Annotated in this window: 17 protein-coding genes; all 17 read left to right on the plus strand. The window is 59.0% G+C overall.

The genetic code is table 11. The features are described 5' to 3' along the window. The first annotated feature begins 352 nt into the window (after nucleotides 1-352). The 17 genes from ACN0SO_RS03390 to ACN0SO_RS03470 all read left to right on the plus strand — a co-directional run bounded on the left by ACN0SO_RS03390 (nucleotide 353) and on the right by ACN0SO_RS03470 (nucleotide 17,195). Nucleotides 353-1,261, plus strand: a complete 909-nt coding sequence (locus tag ACN0SO_RS03390; RefSeq protein ID WP_417674518.1) for a flagellin — start codon at nucleotides 353-355, stop codon at nucleotides 1,259-1,261. A gap of 196 nt (nucleotides 1,262-1,457) precedes the next feature. After that, complete coding sequence (fliF, locus tag ACN0SO_RS03395; RefSeq protein ID WP_417674520.1) at nucleotides 1,458-3,098, plus strand: flagellar basal-body MS-ring/collar protein FliF; 1,641 nt, start codon at nucleotides 1,458-1,460, stop codon at nucleotides 3,096-3,098. Between the two features lie 2 nt (nucleotides 3,099-3,100). Beyond that, the gene (locus ACN0SO_RS03400) at nucleotides 3,101-3,736 is read left to right on the plus strand and encodes a hypothetical protein (RefSeq protein WP_417674522.1); all 636 of its coding nucleotides are present in this window, start codon (nucleotides 3,101-3,103) and stop codon (nucleotides 3,734-3,736) included. A gap of 2 nt (nucleotides 3,737-3,738) precedes the next feature. Then, entirely contained in the window at nucleotides 3,739-5,082 is a 1,344-nt protein-coding gene (locus tag ACN0SO_RS03405) for a MotB family protein (RefSeq protein WP_417674524.1), read from the plus strand. Further along, nucleotides 5,082-6,275: a chemotaxis protein gene (locus ACN0SO_RS03410; protein WP_417674526.1), complete on the plus strand. Its 1,194-nt coding sequence runs from the start codon at nucleotides 5,082-5,084 to the stop codon at nucleotides 6,273-6,275. The genes ACN0SO_RS03405 and ACN0SO_RS03410 overlap by 1 nt, the downstream gene beginning before the upstream one ends. Before the next feature lies 1 nt (nucleotide 6,276). Next, on the plus strand, nucleotides 6,277-7,599 hold the full coding sequence (locus ACN0SO_RS03415; protein ID WP_417674528.1) for a flagellar hook-length control protein FliK: 1,323 nt from the start codon (nucleotides 6,277-6,279) through the stop codon (nucleotides 7,597-7,599). Beyond that, a complete protein-coding gene (locus tag ACN0SO_RS03420; protein ID WP_417675037.1) occupies nucleotides 7,580-8,128 on the plus strand; it encodes a transglycosylase SLT domain-containing protein in 549 nt (182 codons plus the stop codon). Before ACN0SO_RS03415 ends, ACN0SO_RS03420 begins: the two co-directional genes overlap by 20 nt. A gap of 159 nt (nucleotides 8,129-8,287) precedes the next feature. Further along, a complete protein-coding gene (locus ACN0SO_RS03425) occupies nucleotides 8,288-9,562 on the plus strand; it encodes a flagellar hook protein FlgE (RefSeq protein WP_417674530.1) in 1,275 nt (424 codons plus the stop codon). 29 nt (nucleotides 9,563-9,591) lie between these two features. After that, on the plus strand, nucleotides 9,592-11,079 hold the full coding sequence (flgK, locus tag ACN0SO_RS03430) for a flagellar hook-associated protein FlgK (protein WP_417674532.1): 1,488 nt from the start codon (nucleotides 9,592-9,594) through the stop codon (nucleotides 11,077-11,079). A gap of 6 nt (nucleotides 11,080-11,085) precedes the next feature. Then, on the plus strand, nucleotides 11,086-12,132 hold the full coding sequence (locus ACN0SO_RS03435; RefSeq protein ID WP_417674534.1) for a flagellar hook-associated family protein: 1,047 nt from the start codon (nucleotides 11,086-11,088) through the stop codon (nucleotides 12,130-12,132). A gap of 56 nt (nucleotides 12,133-12,188) precedes the next feature. Next, on the plus strand, nucleotides 12,189-12,539 hold the full coding sequence (gene flaF, locus ACN0SO_RS03440; protein ID WP_417674536.1) for a flagellar biosynthesis regulator FlaF: 351 nt from the start codon (nucleotides 12,189-12,191) through the stop codon (nucleotides 12,537-12,539). A 4-nt stretch (nucleotides 12,540-12,543) separates the two neighbouring features. Next, nucleotides 12,544-12,966: a flagellar biosynthesis repressor FlbT gene (gene flbT, locus ACN0SO_RS03445; protein WP_417674538.1), complete on the plus strand. Its 423-nt coding sequence runs from the start codon at nucleotides 12,544-12,546 to the stop codon at nucleotides 12,964-12,966. 14 nt (nucleotides 12,967-12,980) lie between these two features. Then, a complete protein-coding gene (flgD, locus tag ACN0SO_RS03450; protein WP_417674540.1) occupies nucleotides 12,981-13,382 on the plus strand; it encodes a flagellar hook assembly protein FlgD in 402 nt (133 codons plus the stop codon). Nucleotides 13,383-13,384: 2 nt separating this feature from the next. Beyond that, nucleotides 13,385-13,651, plus strand: coding sequence for a flagellar biosynthesis protein FliQ (gene fliQ, locus ACN0SO_RS03455; protein WP_346896952.1), 267 nt, complete (start codon nucleotides 13,385-13,387; stop codon nucleotides 13,649-13,651). Between the two features lie 285 nt (nucleotides 13,652-13,936). Further along, nucleotides 13,937-16,027, plus strand: a complete 2,091-nt coding sequence (flhA, locus tag ACN0SO_RS03460; protein WP_417674542.1) for a flagellar biosynthesis protein FlhA — start codon at nucleotides 13,937-13,939, stop codon at nucleotides 16,025-16,027. Continuing rightward, a complete protein-coding gene (fliR, locus tag ACN0SO_RS03465; protein WP_417674544.1) occupies nucleotides 16,024-16,800 on the plus strand; it encodes a flagellar biosynthesis protein FliR in 777 nt (258 codons plus the stop codon). Before flhA ends, fliR begins: the two co-directional genes overlap by 4 nt. A gap of 5 nt (nucleotides 16,801-16,805) precedes the next feature. Next, nucleotides 16,806-17,195 carry a flagellar biosynthesis protein R gene (locus tag ACN0SO_RS03470; RefSeq protein WP_417674546.1) on the plus strand — a complete coding sequence of 130 codons (390 nt, stop codon included), beginning with the start codon at nucleotides 16,806-16,808 and terminating at the stop codon, nucleotides 17,193-17,195. Nucleotides 17,196-17,293: the final 98 nt, after the last annotated feature.

Genomic DNA, 17,293 nt, shown 5'->3' on the forward strand with positions numbered 1-17,293 from the left:
CCTCCGGCTTTTCCAGCAGGTCCTCCGGATTGCCTATTCTAAGGTCGCAAATGCCGGCGGTTGGTTATTTGACCGGACAGCGATCATTCCAGCAGCCGTCTTTGGGATTGCACCGGTTAGCCGGCCAGGCTCGCTCTTCCGCTCATGTCAGGCTTATCTGGCAAACAGATTTTCAAAATTGTTAGATCCTGACCTTGAGTACGCAAGCTTCGCGAAAGCTAGCGCATCTAGTCTGAAATTCACGGCAGGTTGAACCGTCTACTTCAAGGTTCAAGTGCATGATGCAGGTCCTGCCGTGCCGGTGAGAATCCGGCATGTCCCGCTCTAACTTCAATCTTGAAAGGGACATATCATGTCTAGCCTTATGACAAATGCGTCGGCAATGACCGCGCTGCAGACCTTGAACTCCACCAACAAGCAGATGTCCGAAGTGCAGAACCGCATTTCCACCGGTTACCGCGTGTCCACCGCCTCGGACAACGCGGCCTACTGGTCGATTGCGACCACCATGCGCTCCGATAACATGGCACTGTCTGCCGTTGAGGATGCTCTGGGTCTTGGTGCAGCGACGGTCGACGTCATGTACACGGCTACTGAAAGCACCGTTGATGTTGTGAACGAGATCAAGGCAAAGCTCGTTGCCGCCCGCCAGCCGGGTGTCGACCGCACCAAGATCCAGTCCGACATCACCGAGCTTCAGGGCCAGCTGCAGACGATTGCCGACTCCTCTGTCTTCAACGGGGAAAACTGGCTTTCGGTCGACTCCGGTGCTGCAGACTACAACGCGTCCAAGACCATTGTGGGTTCCTTCACCCGCTCCGGCGGTGCGATCACGATCGATACCATTGCCATTGACATCACCCAGACCGAGCTGTTCGACGCCACCGGCGCCGACGGTATCCTGGACGGTGCCAAGACCAACGGTAACATCGTTTCCACGATTGACATCTCGGCCCTGACCGACTCGGCAGCCGACCTGACAACCCTGGAAAACATGATCGCTGACGTGGACGAAGCCCTTGGTGAAATCACGGACTCCGCAACCCTTCTGGGTTCCGTGAAAAAGCGCGTTGACCTGCAGAAGGACTTCGTGACGGCTCTGACGGACGCCATTGATCGTGGCGTCGGCCAGCTTGTCGATGCGGACATGAACGAGGAATCGACCCGTCTCCAGGCCCTGCAGGTGCAGCAGCAGCTTGGTATCCAGGCGCTGTCGATTGCCAACTCGAACAGCCAGAACATCCTCTCGCTGTTCCGTTAATCCATCCGGTTATCCGGAAGGCCCGGGCCGCGCTCTTCTTTCTGAAGGGCGCGGCCTTTTCTTTTTTGCATTTCCCGAACCGCTGAAGTCGTTCGCAGCTGTCGGAAGGATCCTCCGAAATCGGGCGCAACCTTCGCGCAAGCTCAGACTTCGATAGTGGCGCAAATGATAACGGGCGATGCAACAGGGGTGATCTATGCCTGGCCGCGAGCAAGCAGAAAAACTTTGGGCAAATCTCCAGGAACTCGGTGCAAGACGGTTGATTGCCTTGGCTCTGATCGGGCTGGCAACCATCATGACGGTCGGCCTGGGCGCCTATTATCTTTCCCGGCCGGAGCAGACGGTGCTCTATACCGGCCTGGACGGAGAGGATGTCACCCGCATCGGATCCGCTCTTCAGGATGCCGGTATTCCTTATGATGTGAGTTCCGACGGCACCGCCGTCATGGTCAACCACGCTGCAACCGCCAAGGCGCGCATGCTGCTCGCCGAAAAAGGCCTGCCGCGCGGAGCCAACTCCGGTTACGAACTCTTTGATGATCTTGGGTCGCTCGGGCTGACATCCTTCATGCAGGAAGTGACCCGTGTTCGCGCACTCGAAGGCGAACTCGCTCGGACCATCCAGCTGATGCAGGGTGTCCGCGCTGCCCGGGTTCATATTGTCATGCCGGAAAAAGGCTCGTTCCGGCGCGACCAGCAGCCACCGTCGGCCTCTGTGGTGATCCGGTCCGAGAAATCCGACGATATCCGCACCGCCGATGCGATCCGCCATCTGGTCGCTGCCGGTGTTCCCGGCATGACCCCGGACAAGGTGACCGTGCTGGACACCTCCGGCGAACTGCTTGCCGCCGGCGACGATCCGTCAAAGGCATCTGCCGGCCAGCTTGCGTCCCTTGAAGCCGTCGTATCCAGCCGCATCCAGGAAAACATCCGAAAAACCCTGACCCCTTATCTGGGCATAGACAATTTCCAGGTCAGCGTTGCTGCGGATCTGAATACCGATCGGCGAAAGATCGCGGAAACAATCTACGATCCGGAATCGCGGACAGAGCGATCGGTTCGCACCATCCGCGAAAACGAGAATTCGCAGAATGCCAGCACAGAGACGCCGACAACGGTTGAACAGAACATTCCGGAGCAGAATGTGCAGGCGAACAACGGCGAGCGCTCAAGCGAGGAAAACCAACGGCGGGAAGAAACGGTCAATTACGAGATCTCCTCCAAGCGGATCGAGACGTCGCAGGACGGTTTCAAGGTCGAACGCCTGTCAATCGCCGTGCTTGTCGATCGCGCCCGGCTGAATGCATCGCTCGGCGGTGAACCGGACCAGACCGCGGTCGATGCACAGCTTGAGGAAATCCGCCAGCTTGCGGCGTCTTCGGCCGGGGTCGATGCGGCGCGGGGCGACATGGTCAAGGTATCCGTGGTCGATTTCATCGATGGCGGTCGCGACCTGGAGCCGATCCCCCCCTTGAGTGTTTCGGAATACCTGCTCCGTCAGTCCGGCAACATCATCAATGCCGTGGCTATCCTGATTGTGGCCGGAATGGTGATCTGGTTCGGCCTGCGCCCGGCTGTTGCCGCGCTGGTGCCGAAACCCGACCCGGTAACGGCGGAAATCGCTGATATGGCGATGATGCCGGAAGATGCCGACATGGCCGGTGACTATTCCGGTCAGGCCTATCTCACGTCTCCCGACCATACAGCGATGCTGAGTGACCTGAATTCCAAGCTCAATCAGTCGCCACTGAAAAAGCTGGAATCCCTCCTGGACTACAACGAAGAACAATCGGCCGCGATCCTGCGCCAGTGGCTCTATGAAAACGAGAGGGCATAAGGATGCGCAGCAACATCGCCGCCTATATCCCGACGCTGAACAGCGGGCCGTTCCAGACGCTGAATTCATCGGACGCCATTATGGCGGAAGTGATGCCGGTACATGTACAGGAACAGGCCGAGCCCACGTTGGAAGAACAGCTCGCCGCGGAATACGAACGGGGTCTTGCCGCTGGAGAAGCGGCGGCGGCCGAACGATACGAAATCCGGCTTGAGGACGAGCGCAAGTCCCACGATGAAGAGGTCGCAGCCATCCGCGAAACTTTGCGGGCCGAACAGGCCAGTCTCCTGGCGGAAGGTCTGGAAACCGCGTTCGTGGCTCTCGAGGACGGGATCGCCCACTGTGTAGCGGAAGTCCTTGAACCCCTGGTCGAGGACCGGATCGCAGACCGGATCGTGATGTCGTTCCGCGAAACGCTCTCCCGCCTGCTGGAAGGAGACCAGGGAAGCCTGGTGCGCATCAGTGGTCCTGACACCCTTCTGGATCTGCTCCGTTCGGAGCCGGGGCCTTTGGAAGGCCGGATTGAGTTTCAAACCGCCGATACTGCTGAACTAACCGCCGTGATTGGCGAAACCACCTTGAACACGCGGTTTGCCGAATGGATGGCGCATTTGCGCCTGGCAATGAAGGCGGAGTGAGTATGCAGGATACTTTGCCCAACGAAATCGTCATTGTCCGGCGCAGGCCGGACTGGGAAACGGAATCGCACGGCCATGGCGTGTGGAAGATCGCCTACGCTGATTTCATGACCGCCATGATGGCCTTTTTCCTGGTCATGTGGCTTATCAATGTCACCGATGACAGCGTCAAGAGCGGCGTCGCCCAGTATTTCAACCCGGTCAAACTCGCTTCGACCGCGCCGAACAAAAAGGGCCTGAACGACCCGAATGTCGCCGGTACGACCAACGAAGACGGAGCCAATCTGCCCGAAGGCGACCTGAACGCCGGTAACGGCCGCAAGGCAGGTTTGGACATTCGCCAGGGGGTCGCACCGGAAACTTCCGAAGGGCGTTCGGGTGACATCTCAGGCCAGTTTACCCAGACCCATTCCGAAGCTCAGCTCTTCGCCGATCCATATGCCGTGCTCGACAAGCTCGCCGGGATGGCGGCTTCAACGGAGGAGGTCAAATACTCCGATCGGGAAGCCTATGGCGATGGACTGGAAAAGCAGGCGGGAGCCCGGGGCGGTGACGCGTTTCGTGATCCTTTCGATCCGCTTTACTGGCAGTTTCTTCCCACGCGTGGCGCAGGGGAGGTGGATTTCGCAGCCGACCCCGCCGACAAGACGCAGACGGATATGGTCACTGTTATCGAACCGAAATCTGCATCTATTCCGGGCGAGGAAGATACCGCTGTAGCTGGAACTGGAACTGCCGACGTCGTCGCGCATGTCCTGGCCGGCAAGTCTGTTCCTTCCTCAGCGACTGCGGCCAATGCAGGAGGCTATGGGCCGTCGGAACAGCAGAAGCGGCAGGCTCTTTTGAAGCTGAAAGCGACCGACGCAAGGGCCGCTGTCCGAGGCAGCACGCTTATCGAGCGGTTGAACTTTGCATTATCGGAGATCGGGAGCGGGGCCATGAAAGAAACGGCAAGCCGCGTCGTGATCGAGGCAATCGACGACGGGGTCCTGATCAGCCTTACGGATGACCAGAACTTCGGGATGTTTGCCATCGGGTCTGCCGAACCCCGTCCTGAACTCGTCGCTTTGCTCGGACGGATCGGCAAGATCGTGCGCACTGAAAAGGGCCAGATCGTCATCAAGGGTCATACGGATGCCCGGCCGTTCCGATCGAAAAACTACGATAACTGGCGCCTGTCGACCGCGCGCGCCCATATGGCCCTCTACATGCTTGCGCGCGGCGGTGTGCCGATGAAACGCTTCGAGCGGGTCGAAGGCTACGCAGACAGAGATCTGAAACACCCCGAAGATCCGAATGCGGCATCCAACCGGAGGATTGAAATTTTCCTGAAGGAGGCGATCTGATGGTGCGCAGAATGAGGGTCTTTCTTTTGGCCACACTCTGTTGGGCCGGTCTCGTGGCTTCGCCGCTGAATGCCCAACCCGTCACACCGCCCTATGAGATGGTCCGCACGCTGCAGTCGCTTCAGGCTCAGGTGGCCCAGGGCAATAGCCAGGCTCTGGCGGCCCAGCGTGCGCTGTTGTTGCGAATGGAAAATGACTTCATGGATGCACCGGCGGTGGTCTGGCAGGATCCGCGCAACGCACGGGCTGCTGTCATTCATCTGTTAAGCGGCGGTCATCCGGCCGTGATGCGGGAATTGATGAAATTCGATCCCTTGCCCAGCATCGATGTGAACCTGATGAATGGCGCGTTGGCCTATGTCGAAGGACGCGAACAACAGGCGGCCGAGTTGTTGTCCGGGTTCGATCCCCGAGAGTTGCCGCCGAGCCTGGGCGGCCATGTGGCGCTTGCGCTGGCGGCCGTCACGGTCCGTGAAAAACCCGAAGCCGCTCTGACCTATCTGGGCCTTGCCCGTCTGCTTCTGCCCGGAAGCCTTGTTGAAGAAGCTGCGCTGCGCCGAGAGGTGTTCGTGGCCGGCACCCTCGACAACATCGAGCGGTTCCAGTCGCTTTCCATCACCTATCTGCGTCGTTTCCGGAATTCCATCTATGCGCCTGACTTCAGACGCAGGTTCATGCTGGCGATCGACACCTTGGGATTTGCCAAAAGCCCCGAAAAATTCGCCCTTATAGAAAGTCTCTTCAACGAGTTCGATGAAGACACCCAGCGGACGCTTTACCTGCGTATGGCACGGACTGCTTTGTTGCACGGTCAGCTTGAGATCGTTCGCAAGGTCGTGGATCGCGCAATTCCTCTCGCAATGGGCGGAACGCGCGAAGAAGCGATGCTGAAGATCTACATGGCCGGCGCCACGATGGATGCAAAGAACATCAAGCTCGTCCGGGATACGCTCTGGTCCGTGGACAAGACCCTTTTGGAACCCGACGAACTGGACCTTCTGGATGCGGTCTATTCGGTGATGAATTCCGTGCGTCACTGGCCGGAGCCGCCGGTCAATGTCATTGGCGAATTTTCTTCCTTTACACCTGGCAACAAGCCCGGCGATCCGGAGTGGATCACCCCGGTGATGAGCCACGCTAATCAGTTGCTCACGGAGACCGGCAAGCTCCTGGACAAAGCGGGGAACCCTTGAGATGACCTATGCGAATTCCCCCCTGCTGCAATCGAGCGGCCAGACATCCCCGAAGGCAAACCTGAACGGCAACCAGCAAAAGGGAGACGGTGGTGAGCCGTCTAAGGAAAACCAGTTCCTGAACCTGATGCGAACGCTCACGGGCAAGAATTCGGACGCTGCCCGAACCGGCTCCGGTCAAGCGCAGCCCCGGGGCAACCGCACCGGAGAAAATGGCGACGGCACGGGTCTTCCGGCGGTATCGGAGGCTGGGCCTCAGAAGAAGGCGCCCGGCGCCGGTTCCGATGCGCCTTCAATGTCCGGCAGGGCAGGCGCATCGACCTCCGCAGGCCACGCCGATGGAGCCACCGATACCGATGCCGCGGAAACCGACAGTGCCGGCGAAGATGCGAATGGGACGAAGGCTACCTCTTCCGGCAGCCCCGACGTCCTTGCCAGTGTCCTGGAACAACTGGCGGGCGGAATGGCCTCGAACAGCCGGAACGCAAAGACCGGGAGTTCCGGGCGACCGGGCGGACAGGCAATGACCCAGAGTTTCGCACAAGGAGCGCAGGCAGCAGCCCCCCGGGCACAGAGCGGTGCCGGGGGAGCAGCTTCGGGCGATAAAGGGGTGGAGGACCTTTTCGCAAAGTTCGGCATCGAGCCTGAAGCCGCTTCCGAGGGGCGAGGAAGCGACAAGCAGACCGCGGGATTGAAGTCGCCGATCGATGCGGCATCGGTGAAGATCGTTCGTCAGGAAACGCATTTTGCACCATCCTACCGCCTATCTCCGATCCAGCAGGTGGGTGAGGGGATTATGGCCAGCCTGAAGGCGGAAGCTTCACGTGCTGCGGCCGAACCGCAGGGGCTTTCGATTAAGCCCGAGGGCGAAGCCGTCAAAACGCTGGAGATCAAGCTGACGCCGGTCGAACTCGGCTCGGTAAAAGTTACCCTGAAAATCACCGGCGGCAACGTCGAGGTCACAATGACGGCGAGCAATCCGCAAACCGCCGAATTGTTGAAGCAGGATCGGCAGTTGCTCGATCAGATGCTGCGCGCTACGGGTCACAGGGCGGACTCGATTACAATTCAGACCGCGGCCGATGATCGGGTTACCGGTCAGCAGCATACCGGACAGGCCCAATCCTTCGGTTCGTCGTTTTCACAGGCGGACCAGAATTCCGGCAACGGGTCTTTCCAGAACCCGTTGCAGCAAGGGGGGCGTCAGGAAAACGAAGACCAGGGCCGCCAGACCCAGGACCAATCCGCAAGCGATGACCGCACAAGGAGTGTTGAAGATGAAAAAGCTGGTGATCAGCGCCACGATGGCGGCGTCTATCTTTAGCGGTCTGTCGGTTTCGGCAACACCCGCATCTGCGGAAATCCAGAATATCTGCGAAAAGGAAATGGTTGCGGCCGCACGGAAATATCGCGTTCCGCTCGGCGTTCTTTATGCCGTCGGCCTGACCGAAACGGGCCGGCGCAATTCGCTATATCCCTATGCGCTCAACATCGAAGGCGCGGCAGAGTTTCCACCCTCTGCGGCAGCCGCAAAGGCCGATGTGCTCAAGGCGCGCAAACAAGGCAAGAGACTGATCGATATCGGTTGCATGCAGATCAACCAGTATTACCACGGCTCCAGGTTCACCTCGGTCGACCACATGCTCCAGCCCCGGGCGAATGTGCAATATGCGGCGCGTTTCCTGAAGGAACTTCGTCAGCGCCAGGGATCCTGGACGATGGCGGTCGCTCGTTACCATGCCGGTCCGGATAACGACCCGGCGCAAAAACGGTATGTCTGCAAGGTGATCCAGAACATGGTAGCGACCGGTTTCGGAAAGTGGACCCCGAAATCCCGGGAATTCTGCAGTTAATGAATAAGAAGAATGCATTTTTGAAAGTAGTATTTAAAATTTAAAATAATTCGTTTCAGACTCAAATAAAATATCCCTCTATTTTTCAATGCAACAGCTTCGCGCAAGATAAGCCCTCTTGAATGGTCTCCAGTAAGTTTTGGTAACGGGAGACGTTCCATGGGTCTTTATGGAGTAATGCGCACAGGTGTTTCAGGCATGAATGCTCAGTCGAGCAAGCTTGGCACGGTTGCTGACAACATCGCCAATTCCAGCACCACCGGCTATAAGCGCGCGGCGTCGGAGTTCTCTTCCCTGGTTTTGTCTCAAGGAAGTGGCACCTACAATTCTGGTGGCGTTGAAGCCCAAACGAAATATGCCATCACCGACCAGGGCGCATTGAGTTATACGACGTCAAGCCTGGACCTCGCCGTTGAGGGCAACGGCTTCTTCGTTGTGTCCGACAAGGAGGGCAGCCCGATGTTGACCCGGGCCGGCTCCTTCGTGCCGACCGATGAAGGCTATCTGATCAACACAGCCGGCTATTATCTGCAGGGTTATCCGATTTCCAACGGCGCGACGCCAACGACAGTCGCCAACGGTCTTGGCGGCATGGAACGGATCAACATTTCCCAGAACCGGCTGGAAGCGGTCCCGACCGACGAAGCGACGCTCTGGACCAACGTGCCGGAAGACGCAACGATCGTTGCGGCCGCAAATCTCCCGTCCACCAACGCGGCGACCGCCACCTATTCCGCCAAGACCTCTCTCGTCGTCTATGACAATCTCGGCAACGAAGTGACGTTGGACGTCTATTACTCCAAGGTCACGGAAACGGCAGCCGATTCCGACTGGGAAGTGGCGATCTACAATGCGGCGGATGCGGCGGCCGGCGGCGGCTTCCCGTATTCTTCCGCAGCCCTGTCCACGCAAACGCTGACTTTCGATGTCACGACCGGCGATCTGACGGCGGCAAGCCCGACCGTTATCAACGTGACCGTGCCCAATGGCGGTACTTTCGATATCGATCTCGAGCAGTCGACCTACCTGGCAGCCGACTTCACGGTGACGGAAGTCAACGCGAATGGCAATGCGCCGAGTTCCGTGGAAGACGTGGAGTTCGACGAAAACGGCACACTCTACGCGCTTTATGCCAACGGAGACCGGCGGGCGATCTACCAGATCCCGCTGGCCGACGTGGCCAGCCCCGACAAGCTGACGCCGGTTTCCGGCAACCTCTACCGGGTATCCAACGAATCCGGTGACGTCCGGGTCGGTTTCCCGGGGGAAGGCGGTCTGGGCAATCTTGTGGTCGGTGCCCTTGAAAACTCAAACGTCGATCTCGCCAGCGAGTTGACCTCGATGATCGAGTCCCAGCGCAGCTACACCGCAAACTCCAAGGTGTTCAAGGCGGGCTCCGATCTTCTGGAAGAACTGGTCAACCTGGTCCGCTAAGGCACTGGGAAATTCGAGAGTAACATGTCATGAGCCTGTCCGTCGCACTTCAGGTCGCCCAGTCCGCGCTCGCAGCCCGGCAAGCGGAAACCGCAACCACCTCCCGCAATATCGCGGGAGCGCAGGATGCCGGGTATTCACGCAAATCCGTAATGCTCAGTTCGGTCTATTCCGAAGCCGGCCAATCGGGCGGGGTCAGGGTCGAGGGCGTGGCGCGAACCACCGACAGCGCGCTTTATACGTCACTGCTGACCTCCACATCCGTGGGGTCTTCTCAACAGGCCGTGCTCGACGGCCTGGAACGGCTGCACGAGACCGTCGGCGATACGGCATTGGAAATGTCTCCGTCCGCTCGCCTTGGCGATCTCAAGACCTCGATCCAGGCCTATGCCGCTGATCCGAACAACACCATTCTTGCTCAGGATTTCCTGCAGACCGCCAAGGACATGGCCAGAGCCCTGAACGAGGGAACAGATCTGGTGCAGTCGGTTCGTGCGGATGCGGATGCGGCGATTTCCGATTCCGTCGATGAAATCAACAAGCTGCTCGGTCAGCTTGAGGATCTCAATACGGTGATTGTCCGCGGCACTCAGAGCGGTGCGGATGTGACGGACGCTTTGGACAGTCGCGACCAGGTTCTGCTCTCCCTGTCGGAAGAAATCGGCATCCGGACCCTGACGCAGGACGACGGCGGGATGGTCGTCTACACCGACAGCGGTGTGACACTGTTCGAAACCACGGCCCGGACGGTCAGTTTCGACAGGACCAATACCTACGGTCCGACGACCGTCGGCAATCAGGTCTATATCGATGGTGTTCCCGTCGCCGGACCGAATGCGATCATGCCGATTTCAAGTGGGCGGTTGCAAGGCCTGACGAGCCTTAGGGACGAGGTCGCGGTGACCTATCAGAGCCAGCTCGACGAAGTCGCCCGCGGTCTGGTGGAAGCCTTTGCCGAAAGCGACCAGGTGGCAGCGGGTCCCGATCAGGCGGGTCTCTTTACCTATACAGGCGGGCCTGCGATTCCGGCGGCGGGCACGCTCGTCGTCGGGCTGGCCGGCGATATCCGGATCAACGCCGATGCCGATCCGGATCTGGGCGGCGAGCTTGATCTGCTCCGGGATGGCGGCATTTCCGATCCGCTCGATCCGAACTACGACTACAACACTGGCGATCTCGCCGGATACAGCGGCCGTCTGCAGGAATACCTGGACGCCCTGGATGCGCCCCGGGTTTTCGACAGCGGCGTGGAACTCGATCCGACCGATACCCTGTCCGGCTTCGCGTCGTCATCCGTCAGTTGGCTCCAAAGCCGGCGCCAGACGGCGACCAGCGACCTTGAGGTCCAGTCCGTCATCGTGTCCCGAACGGCGGAATCCCTTTCCAACACCACCGGCGTGAATCTCGATGAGGAGATGACCCGCATGCTCGACATCGAGCGCGCATATGCGGCCGCCGCCAAACTGATCACCGCCGTCGACAGCATGCTCGACGATCTTCTGGCCGCTGCGAGGTAAGCCGCTATGAAAATGACCTACATTTCGACGATATCGATGTCGGACGGAGCCCGGCGTCAGATGATGAGCCAGGCCAGCAACGTCAACAAACTCCAGACGGAACTGTCCTCCGGTCGCAAATTCGATGTCGGGCTCGATCTCGGCAGCAAGACCGGGGAAACCGTCACGCTTCGATCCGAGTTCGAGTTTCTGAACACGATTGCCGACACGAACGGCCTGACGGCATCGAGGCTCGATGTCGCCCAGGCCGCCATGGATGATATTCGTACAGTAGCGGAAGACTTTCTGGCGACCCTTGTGGCCGTGCGAGACAGCAACGGCAGCAATGCGGTGACCCAAACCGAGGCTGCAGGCAATCTTGAGCTGTTGATGTCGCGCCTGAACACCCAGCTGAACGGTAATTACCTTTTCGCCGGGATCAATTCCGATGTGGCGCCGGTCAACGACTACAACGATCCGCTGCAGCCCAACAAGATCGCGGCCGATGCTGCCTTCCTCGGACAATTCGGCTTTACCCAGAGCGATCCGAACGTATCGACAATCTCCGGCGCGGCCATGACGGCCTATCTGAACGGGCCGTTCAATGCGCTTTTCGCCGATCCGAACTGGGGCAATGATTGGTCGAGTGCGTCCGATCAGACCGTCGTCAGCCGAATTTCCGCGAGCGAGGAACTGACGACGTCGGTCAGTGCCAATGAGGATGCGTTCCGCAAACTGGCACAGGCTTTCACCATGATGTCGGACCTCGGTAACGACACGCTGGGACCGGATGCCTACAAGGCTGTTGTCGACAAGTCGATCTCTTTGATCGGTGAGGCCATCGTCGGCGTAACGAACCTGATGGGTTCCATGGGAACGGCTCAGGAACGCGTCTCGGTCGCAAACGACAGGATTTCCATCCAGACGGACATTCTCAACCAGCGCATCAATGCGCTCGAAAACGTCAATCTGGAGGAAACGTCGGTCCGCCTGAACACCGCGATCACTCAACTTGAAACGACCTATGCGATCAGCGCCCGGATCCAGCGTCTGAGCATTCTCAACTACTTCTGACCGCGCGCCGGCAATCTGGCCCCGAAGCAAAGACCTGAATAACGAGAGAGGGTTCCATGTATAATTTGTCCTATGCCGAGACCATGGACGATATCTGCGCCGACGAAAAACTGAACGAACTGGAGGCGATGAACATCGTCATCGCCAAGCTGGAGCAGGCAAAAGACTGCGGCCCGAATTCCCGGGAAACCGTTGAAGCCCTGTTCTTCACCCGGCGTCTATGGGGCTACTTCCTGGAAAGCCTGACCGACGACAACAACGAACTGCCCACCGCGTTGCGCGCCCAGCTGATTTCGATCGGCATCTGGGCGATCAAGGAAACCGAGCGGATCCGGCAGAACGAGAGCGAAAGCCTGGATCCGCTCATCCAGATCAACAGCATTATTCGCGACAGCCTGAACGGATAAATCAATGAAAATTGGTCTCAAAGCGGGCGAGCGCCTGTTCGTAAACGGAGCCGTCCTGCGCGTTGAGCGCAAGACGAACCTGGAACTGATGAATGACGCGGTCTTTCTCCTGGAGACCCATGTCCTTCAGCCGGAAGATGCCACGACGCCACTGCGCCAGCTCTATTTCGTTCTGCAGACTATGGTCATGGATCCTGTCGCCGCACAGTCTGTCCAGGGCTTGTTCGAAATGATGATGCGGTCCGCCAAGTCCGTCTTTTCCAATGCGCACATTCTGGAGACCTTGAAAGAGGTCGAAACCCTGAACGACCAATCCCGATGGTTCGAGGCCATGAAGATCGTGCGCAGTCTCTATCCGACCGAAGCCGCATTGATGGGCGGCGGCGAGACCGAAATCGAACAGGTCGTTCGCCTGGCCTGCGCCTGAAAGGAGTTTCCGACATGACCGTATCCGCAGTTTCCGCCGCGACCGAAACAGGTCAGGCCACGGCGGCCAGTGCCGCCAAGGAACAGCTCACCGTCGATTACGACGCCTTCCTGCAGCTGATGATGGCGCAGATGCAAAACCAGGATCCGACCGATCCGGTGGATTCCTCCGAGCAGCTTGCCCAGCTGGCCAGCTTCTCCCAGGTGGAACAGTCCATCGAAACCAATTCCAAGCTCGAAACCATGCTGACCAACATGTCCTTCGGTCAGGTGGATGACCTGATCGGCCGCACGGCGACCGATACCAACGGCACTTCCGGCGTTGTAACCTCCGTCGAAATCTACTCCGACGGCACGGTCCTGGGGCTGGACAACGGCAAGGGCATCCTGCTTGGCGCCGGCGTGACGATCAGCTGACCATGAATGAAGTCGATGCACTCGACCTGGTTCGGGCGGCGATCTGGACGATTATCGTCGGATCGGCGCCTGCGATCGTGCCCGCAATGGTCGTCGGGATCGCCATTGCCTTGTTGCAGGCACTGACGCAGGTTCAGGAAATCACACTGACCTTCATCCCGAAAATTGTCGCGATCCTGGTGATGATCATCATCGCCGGTCCGTTTATCGGCGGCCAGATCTATGGCCTGACCGTGTTGATCTACGGGCGGATCGAGAACGGTTTTTGAACCGGACCCGCCGGCCTTATCGGCCGGCCATTCTATTTTCGGCCAGCGCCGGATATCCCTTGAATGAAACCGTTGCGATAACCTCGTCGAAAAAGACGCAGGCTCCGACCGGTTCGCCGGGACCATTGACGCGGGCAAGTCTTTCTTTTCATGAAGTTTTATTGCCTCTGACATCCGGAGACTTTCCGGCGTCCTTCGAAAAGTTCTCCTCATTCGCCAGGGCACAAAGTTCACGCAAGCTTCGCCGGGCATGGTGCGGGCAGTTCTTTCCGACCGAGAGAAGGCATGTCTGATACCACCCTTAATTCAGCCGGCACGAGTGCACTCGACAGCAGGCGCGATATCGGCTTTGCCGTCGGCATCGTCCTGATCCTGGCGGTCCTGTTTCTGCCGATCCCGACCTTCCTGATCGATGTCGGTCTGGCCATGTCGATCGCGCTGTCCGTGCTGATCCTGATGGTGGCGCTGTGGATCCAGAAACCCCTGGATTTCTCGTCCTTTCCAACGATCCTGCTGATAGCGACCATGCTGCGCCTGTCGCTGAATATTGCGACCACGCGCGTCATCCTGGCCAACGGCCACGAAGGCCTGAATGCCGCCGGTTACGTCATCAACGGCTTTTCCCAGTTCGTGATGAGCGGTGACTTCGCAATCGGTCTGATCGTTTTTGCCATCCTTGTCACAGTCAACTTCCTGGTCATCACCAAGGGCGCGACCCGTATCGCCGAGGTGGGTGCGCGGTTTACCCTCGATGCGATACCCGGCAAGCAGATGGCGATCGATGCGGACCTGTCTGCCGGCCTGATCAACGACAAGGAAGCGCAGCGTCGACGCAGCGAGCTCGAAGAGGAAAGTTCCTTTTTCGGTGCCATGGACGGTGCCTCAAAATTCGTTCGCGGGGACGCGGTCGCGGGTCTGATCATCACGGCCGTCAACGTCCTGGGCGGCATGGTGATCGGCGTAACCCGTTACAGCATGAGTCCGGGCGATGCGGCCGACGTCTTTACCAAGCTGTCGGTTGGCGATGGCCTTGTTTCCCAGATCCCGGCCCTGATCGTTTCCCTGGCTGCCGGTCTTCTTGTTTCCAAGGGCGGGACCAGAGGGTCCACGGACAAGGCGGTTCTCGGTCAGCTCGGCGGATATCCGCGCGCGCTTTATGTCGCCGCGATCCTGATGGGGATCTTTGCCCTGATGCCAGGCCTGCCCCTGGTTCCGTTTGCTCTGCTCGCCGGCCTGATGGGGTTCACCGGCTATGCCATTCCCAAGCGCATCGCAGCCAGGAAAAAGGTCGAGGACGATAAGAAAGCGCTGGAAGATGCCCGTACCAAGCAGGAGACGCGGGAGTCGGTCAAGGAATCCTTGAAGACTTCGGAAATCGAACTCTGCCTGGGCAAGCAGATCTCAAGCCAGCTGCTTGCAAACCATGGCGAACTCGCCCGCCGGGTCGGCAAGATGCGGCGCAAATTCGCGGAACAATACGGTTTCGTCGTTCCCGACGTTCGGGTCACGGACAGCCTGACCCTCGATCCGAAAAGCTACCAGATCAAGATCCACGGCACGATCGTCGCCCAGCAGCAACTCAAGGTCGGCGAACTGCTGGTCATGCCGTCCTCCGATGCCAATCTGCCGGTGCCGGCAGAGGAAACACGGGAACCGGCCTTCGGCATGCCTGCCTTCTGGGTGCCGCTCGCCTACCGGGACGAGTTGAAACGCGACGGCCTGGAGCCGGCCGACAATAACACGGTGATCCTGACCCACCTGAGCGAGGTGATCCGGAACAATCTCCCGCAGCTCCTGTCCTACAAGGATATGCGCAACCTTTTCGATCGGCTGGATCCGGAATACCGCAAGCTGCTGGACGACATCTGTCCGGCGCATACGTCCTATTCCGGTCTGCAGGCGGTGCTGAAACTGCTGCTCTCCGAACGGGTGTCGATCCGCAATCTGCACCTTATCCTGGAAGCGATTGCGGAAATCGTTCCCCATGTTCGCCGGTCCGAACAGGTGGCCGAACACGTCCGCATGCGCATTGCCCAGCAGATCTGCGGCGACCTCTCGCAGGGCGGGCCCCTGAACGTGCTCCGGCTCGGAAACCGCTGGGACCTTGCCTTCCACAATGCGCTCAAACGGGATGCCAAAGGCGACGTGATCGAATTCGATATCGAACCGCAGCTGGTGGAGGAGTTCGGCAATGAAATGTCCGAAGCCGTCCGCAAGCACCTGAAGGCCGGCCGGAGCTTTGCAATCGTCGCCACCCCCGATGCACGGCCATATGTGCGCATGATCGTGGAACGCATGTTCCCGACGTTACCTGTGTTGTCTCACCTGGAAATCGCCCGAGGCGTGGATGTCGCGTCCCTGGGCAGCGTCTCATGATCGTCAGCGGTCTCATATTGGGCGAGGCCGGCACCGCGGTCCTGTTGTCTGTGTTTCTGTTGTTCTGCCGGATCGGTGCCTGCCTTATGGTGATACCGGGTTTTTCCAGCGAGCGCGTCGCCATGCGCATCCGGCTGTTCATTGCCCTTTCGGTGACCCTCGCGCTGACACCTTTGCTTCTGCCGACGATGCAGGCAGCGCTTCCGGATCAGACTCTGGCTACGACCGCACAAATGATCGCCTCGGAGCTATTCATCGGATTCCTGATCGGTTTCCTCGGCCGGATTTTTCTCGTCGCTCTGGAAACGCTTGCGACCTTCGTATCGATGGCCGTCGGCCTGTCGAACATGCAGGGCGTGGCGATCGAGGGCAGCGAGGTTCTGCCGCCTCTGGCGAACCTGATGACATTGACCGCAACGGCGATGATCTTCATTTCCAATCAGCATTGGGAAGTGCTGAGAGGACTTGCGGCATCCTACAAGGCTCTGCCGCCGGGCGGGCCGATGGACGTGGTCAGCGCTGTAGAGCGGCTGAGCGAGCAATTGGATACGACCTTCGTCTTGGCGCTCAGAATCGTCAGCCCGTTTGTTGTCTATACCGTGGTTGTCAATCTGGCGATCGGGCTGGTCAACAAGCTGACGCCGCAGATCCCGGTCTACTTCATTTCCATGCCGTTCGTGATCGCCGGCGGCATGTACTTCCTCTTCCTGGTCTTCTCGGAAGCAATCACCTTGTTCCTCGACGGATATTTCACCTGGCTCAAATTGGGATAAATGAAATGGCACGCACCAGCCACGATATCGAGCGGATCTTCAAACTGCAGAAGCAGATCCACGTCCTTTCGTCCTGGCTTCTTCAAAAACTCGACGGGCAGGCCACAGAGCTTGCCGACAAGGAACAGCGTATTCTGTTCGCACTCTCCAACGGTGACCTGGCGCGCCATGATATCTTCATCGCGCGAGCCGCGGACCGATTGAAGGCCATTCTGGCGGAACTTGGAGAATTGACCGAAGCCCGCGACAAGGTTCAGACCGAATATGTCCGCCAGCGGATGATGCTCAAGGTGATGGAGCAGCGACTGGCGAAGATGCGCGGCGATGAGCAGCGCAAGGCGGAAGATCGGGAACTGACCGACCTTCTGGAGCATCATCTGCGAAGATCGGCGTAAGGCTGCCGCAAGTTCCAGGCGATAGAAATGAACGGAGACGGCGAGGGCGCATTCGGCCCCGCCACTCGGAAAGACAACGGTCCCTCAAGGGCTGGGAC

Source organism: Roseibium sp. (genome assembly GCF_048260565.1).
Lineage (GTDB): Bacteria > Pseudomonadota > Alphaproteobacteria > Rhizobiales > Stappiaceae > Roseibium.